General features: G+C 53.4%; 11 protein-coding genes. 9 read left to right on the top strand and 2 right to left on the bottom strand.

The window, feature by feature from the left end:
• Positions 1–15: 15 nt before the first annotated feature.
• The 3 genes from ROA7450_RS15065 to ROA7450_RS15055 all read left to right on the top strand — a co-directional run bounded on the left by ROA7450_RS15065 (position 16) and on the right by ROA7450_RS15055 (position 4,414).
• The gene (locus ROA7450_RS15065) at positions 16–1,605 is read left to right on the top strand and encodes a GMC family oxidoreductase (RefSeq protein WP_085806707.1); all 1,590 of its coding nucleotides are present in this window, start codon (positions 16–18) and stop codon (positions 1,603–1,605) included.
• 599 nt (positions 1,606–2,204) lie between these two features.
• A complete protein-coding gene (locus ROA7450_RS15060; protein ID WP_234999543.1) occupies positions 2,205–3,557 on the top strand; it encodes an ammonium transporter family protein in 1,353 nt (450 codons plus the stop codon).
• 137 nt (positions 3,558–3,694) lie between these two features.
• On the top strand, positions 3,695–4,414 hold the full coding sequence (locus ROA7450_RS15055; RefSeq protein WP_085806704.1) for a FadR/GntR family transcriptional regulator: 720 nt from the start codon (positions 3,695–3,697) through the stop codon (positions 4,412–4,414).
• A 14-nt stretch (positions 4,415–4,428) separates the two neighbouring features.
• On the opposite strand, the gene ROA7450_RS15050 is transcribed toward ROA7450_RS15055, so the two are convergent.
• Positions 4,429–5,718: an ABC transporter substrate-binding protein gene (locus tag ROA7450_RS15050; protein ID WP_085806703.1), complete on the bottom strand. Its 1,290-nt coding sequence runs from the start codon at positions 5,716–5,718 to the stop codon at positions 4,429–4,431.
• 174 nt (positions 5,719–5,892) lie between these two features.
• Between ROA7450_RS15050 and ROA7450_RS15045 the strand changes: the two genes are divergently transcribed.
• The 3 genes from ROA7450_RS15045 (at position 5,893) to ROA7450_RS15035 (ending at position 10,773) form a co-directional block, all read left to right on the top strand.
• Positions 5,893–7,242, top strand: coding sequence for a trimethylamine monooxygenase (locus tag ROA7450_RS15045; protein ID WP_085806701.1), 1,350 nt, complete (start codon positions 5,893–5,895; stop codon positions 7,240–7,242).
• Between the two features lie 93 nt (positions 7,243–7,335).
• Positions 7,336–8,400, top strand: a complete 1,065-nt coding sequence (locus tag ROA7450_RS15040; RefSeq protein ID WP_234999542.1) for a LysR substrate-binding domain-containing protein — start codon at positions 7,336–7,338, stop codon at positions 8,398–8,400.
• Positions 8,401–8,403: 3 nt separating this feature from the next.
• On the top strand, positions 8,404–10,773 hold the full coding sequence (locus ROA7450_RS15035; protein ID WP_085806700.1) for a trimethylamine N-oxide demethylase: 2,370 nt from the start codon (positions 8,404–8,406) through the stop codon (positions 10,771–10,773).
• Between the two features lie 55 nt (positions 10,774–10,828).
• Here ROA7450_RS15035 and ROA7450_RS15030 read toward each other — a convergent pair whose 3' ends face one another.
• Positions 10,829–11,938: a glycosyltransferase family 61 protein gene (locus ROA7450_RS15030; RefSeq protein ID WP_085806699.1), complete on the bottom strand. Its 1,110-nt coding sequence runs from the start codon at positions 11,936–11,938 to the stop codon at positions 10,829–10,831.
• A gap of 180 nt (positions 11,939–12,118) precedes the next feature.
• Here ROA7450_RS15030 and ROA7450_RS15025 point away from each other — a divergent pair, with 180 nt between their 5' ends.
• The 3 genes from ROA7450_RS15025 (at position 12,119) to ROA7450_RS15015 (ending at position 17,283) form a co-directional block, all read left to right on the top strand.
• On the top strand, positions 12,119–14,092 hold the full coding sequence (locus ROA7450_RS15025; protein WP_085806698.1) for a glycosyltransferase family 2 protein: 1,974 nt from the start codon (positions 12,119–12,121) through the stop codon (positions 14,090–14,092).
• A 104-nt stretch (positions 14,093–14,196) separates the two neighbouring features.
• On the top strand, positions 14,197–15,540 hold the full coding sequence (locus ROA7450_RS15020) for a GSCFA domain-containing protein (protein ID WP_085806697.1): 1,344 nt from the start codon (positions 14,197–14,199) through the stop codon (positions 15,538–15,540).
• A 42-nt stretch (positions 15,541–15,582) separates the two neighbouring features.
• Positions 15,583–17,283 carry a tetratricopeptide repeat protein gene (locus tag ROA7450_RS15015; protein WP_234999541.1) on the top strand — a complete coding sequence of 567 codons (1,701 nt, stop codon included), beginning with the start codon at positions 15,583–15,585 and terminating at the stop codon, positions 17,281–17,283.
• Positions 17,284–17,515 lie beyond the last annotated feature (232 nt).

Below are 17,515 nucleotides of genomic sequence, written 5' to 3'. Positions count from 1 at the left end.
CCAAAGGACAGCCACATGGAAGCCGATTTCATCATCATAGGGGCGGGGTCAGCCGGATGCGTTCTAGCTAACCGCTTGAGCAAAAATCCGAACAATCGCGTGGTCCTGCTTGAGGCAGGCGGCAAGGATACCAACCCGTGGATTCACATCCCTGTTGGCTATTTCAAAACCATCCATAACCCCACGGTCGACTGGTGCTACGAGACCGAACCTGATCCGGGTTTGAATGGCCGCTCTATTGAGTGGCCGCGGGGCAAGGTGCTGGGGGGCTCGTCCTCTCTGAATGGGCTTCTTTATGTGCGGGGACAGCCGCAGGACTACGATCGCTGGCGCCAGATGGGCAACGAAGGCTGGGCTTGGGATGACGTTCTGCCCCTGTTCAAAAGATCTGAGAAAAATGAACGTGGCGCAGATGAATATCACGGCGATCAGGGCGGGCTTTCAGTCTCTAACATGCGCATACAGCGCCCGATCACCGATGCATGGGTCGCCGCGGCACAGGCGGCGGGGTATAAATTTAACCCTGATTACAACGGAGCAGATCAAGAAGGGGTTGGCTTCTTCCAGCTTACGTCTCGTAATGGGCGCAGGTGTTCTTCGGCGGTGGCCTTCCTCAATCCTGCCAAAAGCCGCGAAAACCTGCAAATCATTACAAATGCGCATGTGCAACGCATCGACATCGAAGATAAGTGTGCAACCGGTGTGACGTTCAAAGATCGCAGCGGGACCTTGCAAACCATCAAAGCCAATCGCGAGGTGATCCTATCCGCAGGCGCGATCAACTCGCCACAGATCCTGATGTTGTCTGGCATAGGTGAGGCGGCACAACTCAATGAACACGGCATTGATATTATTGCCGACCTGCCCGGAGTTGGGAAAAACCTGCAAGATCACCTGCAGGCGCGGTTGGTTTACAAGTGCAATGAACCGACCCTGAATGACGAGGTGTCATCGCTGTTTGGTCAAGCCAAAATCGGACTTAAATACCTCATGTTCCGCGCTGGCCCAATGACCATGGCCGCCAGCCTCGCCACGGGATTCATGAAAACCCGTGATGAACTGGAAACACCTGACATTCAGTTCCACGTTCAGCCCCTCTCTGCCGAAAACCCAGGCAAGGGCGCGGACAAGTTTTCGGCTTTCACCATGTCAGTCTGCCAGCTTCGCCCAGAATCGCGTGGCGAAATTCGCCTGACATCGGCTGATCCCAAGGTCTATCCCAAGATCATCCCGAAATATCTTTCAACCGAAACTGACTGCCGCACCATTGTCGAAGGCATCAACATCGCCCGCCGTATCGCCCGCCATGCGCCGATCAGCTCAAAAATTTCGGAAGAGTTCCGCCCCAATGCCAATCTCGACATCGAGGATTATGAGGCTACGCTGGACTGGGCCCGCAGCAACACCGCCTCAATCTATCACCCCACCGGCACGTGCAAAATGGGTTCTGGCGCAGATGCGGTCGTCGATCACCACCTCAAGGTCCATGGCATCAAGGGCCTGCGCGTCGCCGATTGTTCCATCATGCCAGAAATCGTCTCGGGCAATACCAACGCCCCCGCGATCATGATTGGTGAAAAGGCGTCTGATCTCGTACTCAAGTAACACTATTCGTTGCAGCTTTGGATTGTTTTCGAAACTCAAAATAGTACTCGATAAGATATCGTGTTTGGAGGCATAAACACACCTATCATCGTGAGGACGGTCTGAGTGAGGCTGGTCTGAAACCGCAATACTCTGTCCTAATATAAGCCAAAATGCGCGTTGCACTTTTCTCTAAGCCTGCGCAATTCTGCTCTTCTGGGCGTTTGCGGCTTCGCCGGTAAACGAGCTGAACATGATCTATATAATAGAATGTTTCACGTTGATTGAGCCGTCAGCGAATCTCAAATTGGTTAACCAATGACTTGAATACCTGGAGTATTAGGTCGAAATTGGTTTAGTTCGCATCATCGCATGTTATGATTTTCTCCCTATATCGTACTGTAATTAAACAAATATTCCTGTAAATTAAAAAAATGATTGATTTGGTCCAATATTGGTCCATGATCAGAGAATGCGCAGTTGGCTCAATTTTTGGTCTTAATTGGTGTCAAGTGCTGGATATTGGTTGTGCCAAGAGTGCCGCCAATTTCGCTGAAAATGATCGCCGCTAGAGCGATGGAAATATTGAAACCAAAAGGGAAACAACGATGACTCTCGACGTGAGCGCGATACACGCAGGACAAGTCACACTAAATTCGCTAGTCCAAAACATTCTATATGCCTCAGGAACGGTCGGGGCGATACTGGTTGTGGTCGGCCTCTTGCTGATCGATGCCGGAACCGCCCGGCGCAAGAACCTGTTCAATTCAACCATCGAAAAGACGCTGGGGTTTTTCCTTGGTTTTGCCACTTACTACGTCGTGGGTTTTGGTCTTTGGGCGGGACAATATTACATCATGGAAGGGGCGACCATGATGGATTCCATCAAGGATTGGTGGATCGGTGGCAACATGACAAACGCCTTAGCGCATCATACTGATCCTGGGACCTTTCCCGGTTTGAACACATTCCAGATCTTCATCTTCTTCCTGGCCACCTTCGCCGGGATTATCAATATCCTGCTGCATTTCTCGGTCTCTGAGAGAATGAAAGCCTCAGCCTATTTCATCACTTGCATTGTGGCCGCCATTGTATCTTCTGCACTTAGCTACGCAACATGGGGCTCTGTGGGTCCTTTGACCAACGCCGGGTTCCACGACTTTTTCGGCGTAGGTTTTGTGTACCTCTTCCCCGCCGGTATGGCCTTGGTCTTCACACCAAAACTCGGCGCACGCCCCGGTATGATGGAGCCTCATCCACGCGTGTCCGCTTATCTTGCACCCAGCATCGGCCTGTGCGCCCCAGGGTTGCTTTTGATCTTCGCCGGCCTGCCGATGGTGATCCTGTCTTGCCTCTTCTTCTTTGATCCAGAAGCGCTGGCCGTCAGCGTCACGATGGCCGATACAAGCGTTGGTGTATCCATCAACAACTACGCTTTGGTCTGGGCTGGTGGTGCGATCACTGGTCTGATTATCGCCTATAAATCAGGCAATTATGCCTACACACTGCTTGGCCCGCTAGCGGGGTATGTTGCAGGGGCTTCTGGCTTTGACGTCTACCTGCCATGGCAAGCCTTCGTTGTCGGGCTCGCGGCACCCTTCGTGGCCTATATCGTGTATGAATTCACGCTCAAACGCGGCGTGGATGAGCACAAGCTGTTCCCACTGTTCTTGGGTTGCGGCACCTTTGGCATGCTGGTCCTGGGCATCTTCAAGGCAGGCACACCACGTGGTGGCTACTTCGGTGTTGAAGAAGGCGCCTATGCCTTCCAGCACGGTGAAATCTCACTCATCATGCAGGTTGCTGGTGTTGCCACTTGCATCGGCACCGGCATTGTCACTGCCATGATCTTGTCCTTCATTCTGGAAAGAACGGTTGGCCTGCGGATCGATGAAGACGATCAGATTGATGGGCTCGACCAGAAGTTCTGGGATCTGCAACCCGATGTGGTCACTCACGCCGACAGCGCCTGATCACGCGTATGACCTGAACGAAGTCAAAGGCCCCGACCATATCTTGGCGGGGCCTTTTTGATGGGTTGCTTGAACTTCGGACACTGCGTGTTCTAAGGTGGAGTCCAAAGAGACGCCAAAGGGCGGCGGAGCACTGAATGAGCCAGACAATAAATGCGGATTTGCCCGAAGCATCGGCAATCGGCGAAACCGTTCGTATCGTAATGGGCACGCTGTTCGCCCGCATACAGTCAGGCGAATACCCTACAGATTCAAGATTGCCCAGTGAACGGGCCCTTGCCGCTGAGCTTGGCGTTTCACGCAACACGGTGCGCGAGGCGTTGGATGTTCTGGAAATGCGCAAGATGATCCGCCGCCGTCAGGGCAGCGGCAGTTTTGTGATCTTCCAAACCGAGCAGGTCGAAGCCCCGATTCCCGGATCAGTCGGAGAGCGGTCCAGTCCACTGGACCACTTGATCGTGCGGTCCATCATCGAGCCGGAAATGACCCGGCTGGCGGTGATGAATATGACTCCAAAGCAGCTGGAACGGCTGTCACAAACCATCGCCCAGATCGAAGCCGTTCGCACGGATCTGAATGAGTTCATCCGGCTTGAAGAAGAATTCTATCGGCAGATTGCGCAGGCCACGCGAAATCCGCTTTTGGAATCCTGTTATGAGATGATGATCGAGGTCTGTCGGCAGAGCTTCCGAGCAGCATTGATGCGCAAACACCTGACGCCAGATCGCATTCAGGATTTTCAGACGCGATTCAATTCGTTGTTCAATGCGATTGCCACGCGTGATCTCGAGGCCGCGGTTGAGATTACCAAGCTACATCTTGTCGAAGAACAAAAGCTTTTCATGCATGAAAGCTAAGAACGCACCCCGCGTTAGCCAAACACGGCACTGGCGATTTGTTCAGGGTTTTCAATGCGCTGTTGCCAAAGTTGCCCCATCTGCTTCATGTGGTGGCGGAACAGTTTTTCATGGTTGTCCAACCAATCCGAAATGGACACAAACTCTGCAATGCGCGCTTTGCCGGACTTGATCGTGACCACCGGCCAATCCCCGATCAGCGCATTATCAATGCCAAACACACTTTCACCCCACCAACGTGCCGGGCCAAAAGCATGGGTCACCGGATCCATCTGCTTCATCGTTGCCATAACGGAAACAGGATGTACCGAGGCCACCTTTTCAACAGCCGCATGCCAGATATCTAAAATCGCAACATATTCCCAGCTTACTGCGCTCCAAGTGCCGGGATAGCGGGCATTGTATTCTTTGAAAAAAGAACTTGGTTTGTTCACAAATGTCGCATTTTTGGCCAACTTAGGGTCATCGAAATCGGGGAATTGGAAAATGGTTCCTTCCATGAAATCCACCGAGGTCCTCGCAACAAGTTGCCGATAGTCATCCATCGTACAGGACATGATTTTGCCGCCATAATCCTGCGCATGAGCATATTCGGTCATTGCGTTAACCATTGGTGTGTAACTGGTACACCAGCACACCAGATCTGGTTTCGCGTCCAGCATCGGCTGTACAATGCCTGCGACGTCGGTTTCTTCGGGATCGTAAAGCACGTCCTTGACCACGTCGATCCCCGCCGCCTCGAACGCGGCACGATAGGTTGCGATGGATGGCAGACCAAGCGCATCTTTCTGACTGCACAGAGCCACGCGGCGCACCGACTTGTGTTTGCGCGCCAACCAATCCACGCCAGTGACGTTATAAAGCGGATGAACTTCGGACGGGGAAATCAGGTATCGCGTGTCCGGGGACAGGTCGCTGGGCAGTAAGGTCGAAGTTAACACCTTGTTTTCAGTTAGAAACCTGCGCGCTTTTGTTAGTGTGTCCCCGCCCAGCATCATCAACAGCTTGACGTTTTCGGACTGAACCAAATGCCGCGCACCCGCCATCGCCCGGTCCGCATCATACCCGCAGTCAAACGGAACGATTTCAACTGGATACCGGCGTGCTCCGATCAGCAAACCACCTGCCTGGTTCAACCAATCCTGCCACAACCGGCAACCATTTAGACCTGGCAATCCCCAAGAGCTCACATCCCCCGACAGAGGGGCTAGAAACCCAATTTTTATGACTTCATCCGTCCCGACCTGATCATTCGGAAGTAGGGATGACATGGCGATGCGGTAGGCGAAGCTAGACGTGAGCATGCCTCTTTCTACCACTCCAACCAATCAAGTCAAAACCAAATGATGACAACCCTGTATCGCTTTTCTGCTGCGGAAATATCTTTCCTGCTGAGAAAATAACTTGACTCTGAGGTACCAAATATCATCAACTGGTCTAAACCAATAGAACCAATAAAAACCAACACGGAGAAAACGATGACCAATAAGCGTATCGCCATTATCGGAGCCGGACCATCAGGCCTGGCACAGCTGCGTGCCTTCCAATCCGCTGCGGCGAAGGGCGAAGAGATCCCCGAAATCGTCTGTTACGAGAAACAAGACAATTGGGGTGGGCTATGGAATTACACATGGCGCACTGGCCTAGATGAAAATGGTGAACCGGTGCACTGCTCGATGTATCGCTACCTGTGGTCCAACGGCCCGAAAGAAGGCCTCGAGTTCGCCGACTACTCGTTCGAGGAACATTTCGGCAAACAAATCGCTTCTTATCCGCCACGTGCCGTGTTGTTCGACTATATCGAAGGTCGCGTGCTCAAGGCCAATGTCCGAGACTGGATCCGATTTAATCACGCCGTACGCTGGGTCAGCTACGATACAGACAGCAGCAAGTTCACTATCACCGTGCATGATCACAATCTCGACAGTACATCGACAGAAGAGTTCGACCACGTGATCTGCGCATCGGGCCACTTCTCAACTCCGAATGTGCCCTATTACGAAGGTTTCGAATCCTTCAACGGCCGCCTTGTACATGCCCATGACTTCCGCGACGCACGCGAATTCGCAGGCAAGGACATTCTGGTTGTTGGCTCGTCCTACTCGGCCGAGGACATCGGATCGCAATGCTGGAAATACGGCGCCAAAACCGTCACGAGCTGCTATCGCACGGCACCCATGGGCTTCAAATGGCCTGACAACTGGGAAGAAAAGCCAGCGATGGAAAAGGTCAGTGGCAACACCATTCACTTCTCGGACGGCACCACCAAGGACGTCGACGCGATCATCCTGTGCACCGGCTACAAACATTTCTTCAACTTCCTGCCCGATGATCTGCGCCTGAAAACGGCCAACCGGCTGGCCTCGGCCGATCTCTACAAGGGCGTTGTCTATGTCCATAACCCCAAGATGTTCTATCTGGGAATGCAGGATCAGTGGTTCACCTTCAACATGTTCGATGCGCAGGCCTGGTGGGTGCGCGATGCCATTCTGGGCAAGATCGACATCTCAGACGTTTCAAAAACCGAGATGCTCGCTGATGTAAAAGAACGCGAAACACGCGAAGAAGCTGATGACGACGTGAAATACGCAATTCGCTATCAGGCAGATTACGTTAAAGAGCTGGTGTCCGAGACGGATTACCCAAGCTTTGATATCGATGGCGCCTGCGAAGCCTTCTTTGAATGGAAAAGGCACAAGGCCGAAGACATCATGGGCTTCCGCAACAACCGCTACAAGTCGGTCATCACGGGCACTATGGCCCCTGTGCACCATACGCCTTGGAAAGAAGCACTGGACGACAGCATGATCGCCTACCTTCAAAATTAAGCACTGACAAGCCAGTGCAGGGCAGCAGAAACCCCTTCCGTCTGCTGCCCACCCCACCTCGTCGAAACGGCTTTCCCATTCAGGTGTTCAATCATGGCATCGCAAACTACCGTCACATCCAGCAAGCCAATTGAGGCGGCGAACCCCGCCAAAGCCTTACCGGCGATGGATTATCTGTTGGCATTTGAGGCCGCCGCAAAGACGCAAGACTTTGCGCAGGCCAGCGAGGCTCTGAACCTTTCCGAGACAACAATTCGTCGCAAAGTTCGGTATTTGGAAAAATACTATGACATGCCTCTGTTTATCCGTAGGCAACGCTCAATCTCGCTCACTCAAAAGGGCACGGTCTTGCTCGCTGCTGCAGAACAATCTCTGGATCTACTGCGTGATGTCAGCCGGGACATGCCCACTCAGTATTTGGCAAATCCTGTCTCACTGGCGGCACCCAACTCTGTCGCGTCCTTGTGGTTGACGCCGCAGCTATGCAAATTCAACAACACCATAGGGCGCATTCGTGTCTCAGTAACCGCCTCTGATTACACCGCCGACTGCATGTCGGAGGCGATGGATCTGATTATCGCGCGTGGTGACGGACACTGGCCCGGATATGAAGCGCAGTTTCTTTTTGGAGAAACAGTCTTTCCGGTGTGCAGCCCTGATTATCTGCGGTGCCACCCCGAAGCCGCAGACCCGGCAGCGTTGCTGCAACTGGATCTGATTGATGTCGAAAATCCGCGTTCTGGTTCAATGACATGGGACACATGGCTTCGCAGCACCGGTCATCCGACATTCCCCATGGATAACGTGATGATCGTCAACACCTGCCCCTTGTCGGTACAAGCGGCCGTCGAAGGACTGGGTGTTGCCTTGGGATCGGCGCATCTGGTTGATGCACTCTTGGACAGTGGCGCCTTGGTTCGACCCACGGGTGATACATCAATGCGGACCGGAGCTGCCTACTATCTGCTCAGCAACCCGCGGCGCGACTCCTTCCCCGAAAAACGCATCATCAAGGAGTGGTTGCTTCGCCTCAGCGCTGGTCGCAAACGATATGACGGCCCTGACGCAACACTGCGCCCCTCTGCGCAAAGGCGCAAAAACAACTGCCAAATTGGTGATGCCAAACAGGCCACCACCGGCTCCGCTCAGGAGATGTAATCCATGCTGGTCTCAAACTATCCCGAAGTCATTCCCGGCCCACCGAAACCAAGCGTCATTGTAGAGCCGACGGTCTTTTCGTTGCCGCCCGGCACAGAACGGTATGTGGTCGAGGGTGCAAGCGCCATACTCATCCGGCTGGAACCGGGGGATCATCTGGAAATAGAAAACACCGAAGGTGGGCAGCCTTGTGAAATCATCTGCGCTAGCCCGGATGGTCGCTTTGATGCAGGATTGATCGGCGCAGTAGATGGTGGGGAAGCTGTTGGCTTGCAAGCTCTGCTATCATCAAATGACCCCAGCCTTCATGGCCTGCAATTGGGCATCAAAGCGCGCGGATTGGATCTTTCTAAGGCTAAGGCGGTTAAGCTCTATGATGCAGAAACCCCCGCGAGAACCACCCAAACATTCGTCGCACAAAACGAATGCCACGCGATTATTGCGGCCCCTAGTGACGTGATGGATTTTGAACTGCAGAACACCGCAACACCTTTAACGGCTTACGTGCGCCGCGCCGTCATCAAAGGGCACCAAAAATTCTCGCTCCCGGATCCGCTGGCAGAGCCTTTGCAGAGCATCCGCGTTCATTCGGCGACGGCTGAATCGTTTTTCGTCAAAGCTGGAGATTACATTCAGATTCAAGACTTAGATGGCCGCCAGTGCACAGACTTTCAGTGTTTCTCGGCCCGTAAGCTGGACAGGGGCATCGCATATCCGCTCGATGTCACCACCACGCGCACTGTGCTGCATCACAACTATGCAATGCCGGGCTTGCACGCGAAATACTACGATCAGGACATGACCCCACTCGTCGAAGTGATCCAGGATACTTGCGGGCGGCACGATTCCTTTGCGCTGGCCTGTACGGCTAAATACTACGATGACATCGGCTATCCCGGACACGTCAATTGCTCGGAAAACTTCAATTCTGCGCTGGCCGAACATGGCGTGACCCCGCGCCCCGGCTGGATGGCTGCGAACTTTTTCTTCAATACTGCACTGGATGAACACGGCGTGCTGACCTCGGATGAACCTTGGTCGCGGCCCGGTGACTATGTCCTGCTGCGCGCGCTGACCGACCTGGTATGTGTCAGTTCGGCCTGCCCAGATGACACCTCGGCCGCCAATGGCTGGAACCCCACGGACATTCACGTGCGCGTCTACAGCGGCGCGGAAACCTTTCAGCGCTCTATCGCCTATCGTCCCACCCCAAATGCGGAATCCAAAATGACCAAAGAAACAGGCTTCCACGACCGCTTTGCCCAGTTCACCGAAAACTTCATCGAATATAATGGATTCTGGCTGGCCAATTGCACCTCCATCGCTGGCCCGATCGAGGAATATCACGCCTGCCGCCAAAAATGCGTCGTGCTGGATCTCAGCGCGTTGCGCAAATTCGAAATCACCGGCCCGGATAGCGAGGCCCTGTGCCAATATGTCTTTACCCGCAACATGAAGACCCTTCCGGTCGGCGGGGTGGTCTATACGGCCATGTGCTACGAACATGGCGGCATGATCGATGATGGCACGGTGTTCCGCTTGGGCAAGGATAATTTCCGCTGGATCGGCGGCTCGGACTATAGCGGCGACTGGATCCGAGAAAAAGCCGAAGATCTGGGACTCAAGGTACTGGTGCGGTGCTCCACCGACATGCAGCACAATATCGCCGTCCAGGGCCCAGAAAGCCGGAACCTGCTTAAAAAAGTCATTTGGACCGCGCCGCACCAGCCAAATTTCGAGGATCTGGAGTGGTTCCGTTTCACCCCCGCACGCATTGGCCATGATCAAGGCGTTCCTGTTGTCGTCAGCCGTACTGGCTACACTGGTGAGCTGGGGTATGAAATCTTCTGCCACCCGAAACACGCGGGCGCGGTTTTTGATGCTGTCTGGGATGCTGGCCAAGAGCACGGCATTCGCCCCATGGGGCTGGAGGCGTTGGATATGGTTCGGATTGAGGCTGGCCTGATCTTCGCAGGTTATGACTTCAGCGACCAGACTGATCCGTTTGAAGCTGGAATTGGTTTTACCGTGCCACTTAAATCCAAAACTGATGATTTCATCGGACGCGCCGCGTTGATCAGGCGCAAGGAAACTCCTGCGCGTAAACTGGTTGGCCTTGATATCGAAAGCGCAGTGGACGTGGCCCATGGGGATTGCGTGCACATCGGGCGCGCGCAGATCGGCGAGGTGACCTCCTCTATGCGCTCGCCGCTGCTGGGTAAGAACATTGCTTTGGCGCGGGTGGATGTCACCCACCACGCCGTTGGTACCAAAGTCGAGATCGGCAAACTGGACGGCCAACAAAAACGCCTGCCCGCCACCGTCGTTCCGCTGTCACACTATGATCCGCAGAAAACCCGGCCACGTTCATGACGATGGAGCCGCCGATTCCCTTTGAGGTTACAATGATCCCTAAAGCAGGGGGCAGTTACGGCTTGACGTAGGCCTTAAATCCGACCTTCTGAGAGGCGGCCAATTCGGCCATCATCTCGGCACGGTCAGCATCACTAAATGACTCCCAGCGGGTGGTGCCATTGATAAACCCACCGTCTTTCAGGTGATCATAGATTGCACCGAAGTCCGCCTCACCGAAGGACACTCGCGACGGGCGGTTATCGGTTTCGGGGATCCAGTTCTGCACCAGAGCCGAGATCGTTGTAGTTTCGATATCTTGGAACGACTTCAGCTGACGGGCAAAATACTGGTCCAGGTTGCCAGCCCGGCGGGCAATACAGGCAACCTTCTGGTTTTCGTCACATACCAAGGCTGCCAGATGTAACGGCGAACCATCGATCGAAATGATATGCGTCGCCGCCTTATAGGCCGCGATCTGTTCCTCAAAATTGTGCTTTTGCGGGTGGAAGACGGCATAGCCCTCTTCTTCCAATAGCGCCTCAAGCCGTTTTTCGCCCAACAGACTGCCACGTGCCGGCGGCAATGCACTGCGCGACACGTAGATTTTTTTCTCCCCTTGCGGCTTCACGCCTTTGCCACCTTTGACCTTGATCCATTCTCGGAACTCTGGCGCTCCTTCGATCATTTCAAACATGCCAAAACCCTGTTGCGGGACATAAAGTGTCTCTACCCGAGTTGGGTCTTCGATGTTGATGCAGGGCACATCTACACCCAGCATTTCGATAAGTGGGCGGAAGACATTCATCACATGTTGCGGACGGTTCTGAAATTTAGGCACCCAGACAACGCCATCAATCTTGTCCTTCAGATATTCAACCGCCCAAAGACGGCAAATACTCTCCACCAGAAAGTGACCAAAATGCCCAAACAGCGGCCCTGCAAACATATACCGCCCTTCGAGCGTTTCTATATCGTCCGCTTGTGGCATGGGCGGGGCAAGGTTTACCTGATTGTTGTTGCGCCATGTGATCGAATTGGTGACGAAGCTGCCATTTTCATCGAGCACACCAGATTTTTGAACCGATCGGTTGGCATCTCCTTTGGGGGGGGGCACAACGAGAGCACCGCTCAGACACTCGATACGATTTGCAATTGAACTCTCTAAACTGGGTGCTTCAATCATGTAGGTGCCTCTTGTCTGGATCGCATAATCTGTGAGGGATGCGTTACATTGATTTTGTTGAGAAACCACTTCCCGTCGTAATTGTCAAAGGTATGCCAACTTGCGGGAATGTTTGCGTCGCCTTGTACAGTCGTTGCGTGTTACGGTATCAATTGGGCAAAACAAAAATGAGCAGACCCGATGCCGCAGACGACAACCCTGATCACCGCCGTGCGCAATGAAGGGCCCTTTCTACTTGAATGGATCGCTTATCATCAGTTGATCGGGTTCGACCGCATCATGATCTTTGCTCATGATGATATCGATGGGAGTTCTTCGCTGCTGGCCGCGTTAGAAGCCGCAGGCGTCATCCTGTATTTCCCGAACGGCCCAGAAACCAGCCCAGCCCGTGGCCATCGACACCGCGCATATACGCGCGCGCTATCACATCCAGCGGTGCAATCGGCCGATTGGGCGATGGCTCTGGATGCAGACGAATTTCTGACTATTCATGCAGGTGCAGGCCTGCTGGTTGACCTACTGGAACCCTTGAGTGAGGCAGATGTGATTAGCCCGGCATGGCGGGTTTTTGGCAACAATGGGATTATTGCGTTTGAAGATGAGCCCCTGACCCCGCGGTTCAATCGTGCCGCGCCAGCAAAGCCTGTTCTAACTAATAAGCATTTGGGTTTGAAATCTCTGTTTCGTCCTGCCTCTGTCAGCAAAATCGGGCCACATCGTCCAAAGTTAGACACTGCAAATGATCCCCTGTGGCTGAATGGCTCGGGTCAGGATATAACCCAATCTTACCGTGAAAGTGGCTGGGCTGCCAATGGGCGCACGCTGGGTTATGATCTTGCACAGGTCAATCACTATATGATCCGTAGCAATGAGGTCTTTGCGCTGCATAACCTGAACACACCTCCCTTGGGTGATGATGCCAGTCCGCACTCTGCCGTAGAATATCAGGTCTTCAACACCAACCATGCTGAAGATAAGTCCTTGCAAAGATTTGCAGATCCGGTGGCCGCGCGGATCACGGAATTGAAGGCCCTGCCCGGTGTGGCCGATGCGCATACCGCCTGTGTTGCAATCTATCATAGCTTCATCGCCAAGATGCGCGACGCTGCTGCCAACAATCCTGACAGCCCGATTACACCTCTGCTGGATGCGGGCAAGGCCAAGGCCAAGATCCGTGAACAGATCAACTGGTGGGCAACCCATGAGGCTCGCACTAAGATCGACGAAGTGCCACAGACACCTTCTCAGGAAGATTCCGAAGACGGTCAGATCATGGTCGATACCAATCATGTCGCCCCCCGCTGGTTGCAGGACTTGCGCCATTCGGATCACCGACGCGGCTGGTATTGGTCGGATAAAAAATTTGCCGCCCAATTCACCGAACGCAGTGCCAACACGTTGGTGGTATCTTTTGACAACCTGTCCATTGTGAACGATCCGTCTCTGTCGCGCGAAACTTGGGGCTATAGTTTTTACCGTGCTGAAGGTTGGTCGCATTTGGGTGTGATGGCATTCGAAAAGAACTGGTATCGCGACGATGCTCTTTTCGACTTCATGGAAACCACCGGCAAGGCGCTGTTCAAGCGGTTTGAAACGGTGGTGCTGACCGGTACTTCAATGGGGGCATATGCCGCCACCGCATTTGCCAAGTTATCTCCGGGCTGTACGGTTGTGGCATTCTCACCGCAATCAACGCTGGACAAAAAACTAGTTCCTTGGGAGGAACGCTTTGGATCAGGCCGCAAGCAGGATTGGTCAGGACGCTATCGTGATGCGCCGGATGATTGCGGTCCTGCACGCGATGTTTTTGTCATCTACGACCCTTATTTCGAGCCGGATAGGCGGCATGCAGAACGCTATTACGGTGACAATATTACTTTCTTAAAAAGTTGGTATTCCAGCCATAAATCCGCACTATTGATGCGCCGGGCCGATATATTGAAGACCGTGATGCAGCAAGCGGTGGCTGGTACACTGGATGCTGCATCATATTACGAGTTGTTCAGGTCACGCCGAAGTCTAATTTGGTATTACAACGGGTTGGCTGATCATCTGATTGGCGCGGGGCATCAGAAACTAGCGGATCAACTGGCCCGCCACTTGAAAACTATTGGCCGACCCGGCGTGGCTCGTGCTATTCAGGCGCGGCTGTAGTTGGTCGGGCTTTGCATCAATACTGTCCTTTTGTTGCCATAATTCCGATTTAAGAAACAATAGCTCTGAAATTTGGGCATTGTAGCGATTGGAGAGGGTGGTCCATGTCCAGTGCGGATGATCAGAACCTGCAGAAAATGTCGGCCGAGACCGCATATGACAACGCACGCCACAATGTTCTGCGTGCTTATCCCTCGCCCAAGCGCGGCGGTGACCGGCTCTATCCGCTAGCAGCACCTTCGGCGAAACCGTCATTCCAAATGGGCCGCAACGATCAGGTTTTTACCATCGGGTCTTGTTTCGCCCGCAACGTGGAAGCCTCGCTCGTTGACATCGGTATGACCGTTACCAGTAACGAGAGTGAGCTGGGCCCCATCGGGGATAGCCTTGGCTTCACTCAGAATTTTTTCAACAAATACTCAATCCATTCGATCTACAACGATTTGAAGTGGGCGCTGGAGCGGGACAGCTATCCCGAGGACGAAGTGATCTATCCGATGCACAAAGAGGGGATTTATGCCGATTTGCAACTTGGCATGCCCAAGCTTGAATTCCCGTTGGAGCAGATTCGCGACTTTCGGTCTCGCTATCTCGATGTCTTGGCCCGCGTTGCGACTGCTGACGTGGTGATCATCACGCTGGGCTACGTGGAAACTTGGTATGACACCAAATTAGGTATCTATCTAAACACCTCTCCACCTCAGCCTCTGGTCAAGGCACATCCCAGTCGGTTCGAATTTCGTGTGTTGTCTTACCAGGACGTTCTGGGCGCGCTGCGTGATGTCTATGCATTGCTCATTAAACACCGAACTAAGCCGCTCAAGATGCTGGTCACCGTCAGCCCAGTGCCATTGCTGTCCACTTTCCGGGATGTTGATGTGCTGGTGGCCAATACCTACTCCAAGTCCGTACAACGCGCCGCAATCGATGAATTCATCCGCGACGCCGAGGGAGTGGATTACTTTCCCTCTTATGAATTTGTAATCCTATCGAACCCAGAAATAGCCTGGGCACGGGGAGACTACCGCCATGTTTCGCCGGATATTGTTGCCAGAATCATGTCCAACGTGGTGACCCAATACGTGAAAGGCGGAGCTGGAAGCGAGACAATGACCATCGGCGCGCTGCAATCCTCGGTCCGGATGTTGTACAAAATGGAAGACTATACCGCCCTGCAGGCCCTTGGGCAGCAACATGCGGATCAGTTCAACAGTGATGGTGACTTGCTGGTTTTGCTTGGTAATTCATATGTGAAAACCCGCGATATGCAGGCCGCCTTTGACCTGTTTCAGGTGGCCCACAATGTAGCGCCCGACAAACCCACGCCATTGGAGCGGTTGATCACCCTGTGCCGGCCGACCCGACAGACCGAATTGGCGGCGCAGTTGTTGAAGAAACACGAATTACTCTTCCCTGATCGCCAGACCTTCCGCACTAATGCCACATAAGTTGGTAATCCCCTCCAAAACATTGATAATATGGTTCCCGAGATGCATGACGATTTGACAAAGTCCGCTATTCTTTATGGCACTGATAAATTTGGCTATCACGACTATACGCCGAATTATTACAAGATGTTCGCCCATCTGCGCGACAAGCCGATCAAGGTGCTTGAGATCGGGGTCGGAGGCTATGCAGATGATGACCGCGGCGGGCAATCGCTTGAGGTCTGGCGCGACTTTTTCCCAAACGCCGAAATCACTGGGATTGATATTCAGAAAAAAACCATGGACCTCGGTCCTCGGGTCAAGATACTTCAAGGCAGCCAGGTCGATCCTGAATTTCTCGAAGAACTGGTGCAAAAGCGTGGCCCCTTTGACATCATCGTAGATGACGGGAGTCACCGGAACGAACACATCGTGGAAAGCTACGAGTTACTCTTCCCCACCTTGGTCTGCGGCGGCATCTATGTGGCCGAAGACGTTCAGACGTCATTCCATCCGCGTTTTGGCGGTAGCCTTGAGATGACGTCCCCGAACTCGGTCGGCTATTTTGGAGAGCTTCAACGTAAGCTGGCCACCGTCAGCAAGGACCCACTAATCGCCGAGGTCGCCGCAATGGAGCGGTTCCACAACATGATCGCTCTGCACAAAAAGACCCAAGGCGGCAAACCCCATGATGTTTTTGCCAGCAACCGTTTTGACGAACTGAGAAACAAAACCCCCAGTGTCAGCTTCGTCGGTGGTGCGGTTAACTTGCCATTCAAGACTGAGGAACCCAAGGCATCTGACTGGGGCGAAGAATGCGATTCTGCGGATCTGGTCGTGGCTACGGTGGAAAAAGACACCCCAAGTGTCACTGATATCGAAAAGCTGTTTAATGCAGTGAATGACGGTGGAATCATGGTGCTGCGCTCAGATGATCCGGCAAAGGATTTTGCCCCGGATGGCGATTTGATGAACTATGCGCAGCAACGCTTTACTATGGTCGATCACGTGGAAATCCTCGTGCATTACCCTTCTGCCGAAATCGATGCACTCGCAGCGCAAATCTATTCTGTGGAGCGCTTTGCTGATGCGATCCTATTATACAAAAGTCCCAACACCTATCCTTCGAACTTTGCGTTTGACGCGAAAAACCCGCTGGCCAAGGCAGCGATCACCCATATGGGCGAGATTCTCAAAGATGCCAAATCCGAAGGTGGTCTGGTACAATACGCGGATATCCGTACCCGACATGAAAGCCGTGAAGCCGCCGCTGAGACCATTGCTCAGTTGACTTCAATCGGTGCCACATCGCGGCTGTACTATCAGATGGCCGGTGCTCTTGCGCAGCGCGAAAAACGTCCCGAAGATGCTGCCCAGATATTTGAGACAGCTCTAGAAAAGTTCAACAATGATCCGCAATTCACGGTCATGCTGGCTGGTGTTTACGGTACTTTGCGCCGAATGGAGGATGCCGAGGCGCTGTTGCGCGAAGCCTATGAGGTCAACCCTCGCGCTCGGAATGTTATTGCCAGCCTATCCCGTGTGCTGGCAAATAAAGGTGCGCTAGACGAGGCGATCACACTCGCCGAGAAGAGCATCACCCTATTCCCCCAACCCCATCGTCCAGCTCGTTGGGTAATCCTTGCCGATCTGCACAAACGCCAAGGCAATGTCGAGGCGGCTAAAACTGCAGTCGCCTCTGCGCTGGCGCTGGCACCAAAAGATGAAACCGCCCTCGCCCTGCAAGCTGCTCTCGACGCTTAATGCCAAAGCCACTGGTCATCACCCCTTGTGATTAGCGGTTCCTACTCAAATATTTATCTCTCACGGTGGTTCTCAACCAAACGCTGGCCATGCCCCTGGCCAGCGTTTCAATAACTTCTGATTTTTGCTCCACGCCGGCCAATGCCTTAGGCAACCATACTATTTTTGCATCGCGGCTCGCGGACAACTCGTCAATCAATGCATCTCAGATTGCACCAGATGGATCGCCTGT

It is taken from the genome of Roseovarius albus, assembly GCF_900172335.1.
Taxonomy (GTDB): Bacteria; Pseudomonadota; Alphaproteobacteria; order Rhodobacterales; family Rhodobacteraceae; genus Roseovarius; species Roseovarius albus.
The sequence above is the reverse complement of the archived record's forward strand: the minus strand, read 5'-3'. Positions and strand labels throughout refer to the sequence as shown.

What these genes read in the sequence shown, in the direction of transcription:
- ROA7450_RS15030 (WP_085806699.1), bottom strand. Translation starts at nt 11,938, where the DNA reads ATGATTGAAGCACCCAGTTTAGAGAGTTCAATTGCAAATCGTATCGAG.
- ROA7450_RS15045 (WP_085806701.1), top strand. Translation starts at nt 5,893, where the DNA reads ATGACCAATAAGCGTATCGCCATTATCGGAGCCGGACCATCAGGCCTG.
- ROA7450_RS15065 (WP_085806707.1), top strand. Translation starts at nt 16, where the DNA reads ATGGAAGCCGATTTCATCATCATAGGGGCGGGGTCAGCCGGATGCGTT.
- ROA7450_RS15015 (WP_234999541.1), top strand. Translation starts at nt 15,583, where the DNA reads ATGCATGACGATTTGACAAAGTCCGCTATTCTTTATGGCACTGATAAA.
- ROA7450_RS15055 (WP_085806704.1), top strand. Translation starts at nt 3,695, where the DNA reads ATGAGCCAGACAATAAATGCGGATTTGCCCGAAGCATCGGCAATCGGC.
- ROA7450_RS15035 (WP_085806700.1), top strand. Translation starts at nt 8,404, where the DNA reads ATGCTGGTCTCAAACTATCCCGAAGTCATTCCCGGCCCACCGAAACCA.
- ROA7450_RS15040 (WP_234999542.1), top strand. Translation starts at nt 7,336, where the DNA reads ATGGCATCGCAAACTACCGTCACATCCAGCAAGCCAATTGAGGCGGCG.
- ROA7450_RS15025 (WP_085806698.1), top strand. Translation starts at nt 12,119, where the DNA reads ATGCCGCAGACGACAACCCTGATCACCGCCGTGCGCAATGAAGGGCCC.
- ROA7450_RS15050 (WP_085806703.1), bottom strand. Translation starts at nt 5,718, where the DNA reads ATGCTCACGTCTAGCTTCGCCTACCGCATCGCCATGTCATCCCTACTT.
- ROA7450_RS15020 (WP_085806697.1), top strand. Translation starts at nt 14,197, where the DNA reads ATGTCCAGTGCGGATGATCAGAACCTGCAGAAAATGTCGGCCGAGACC.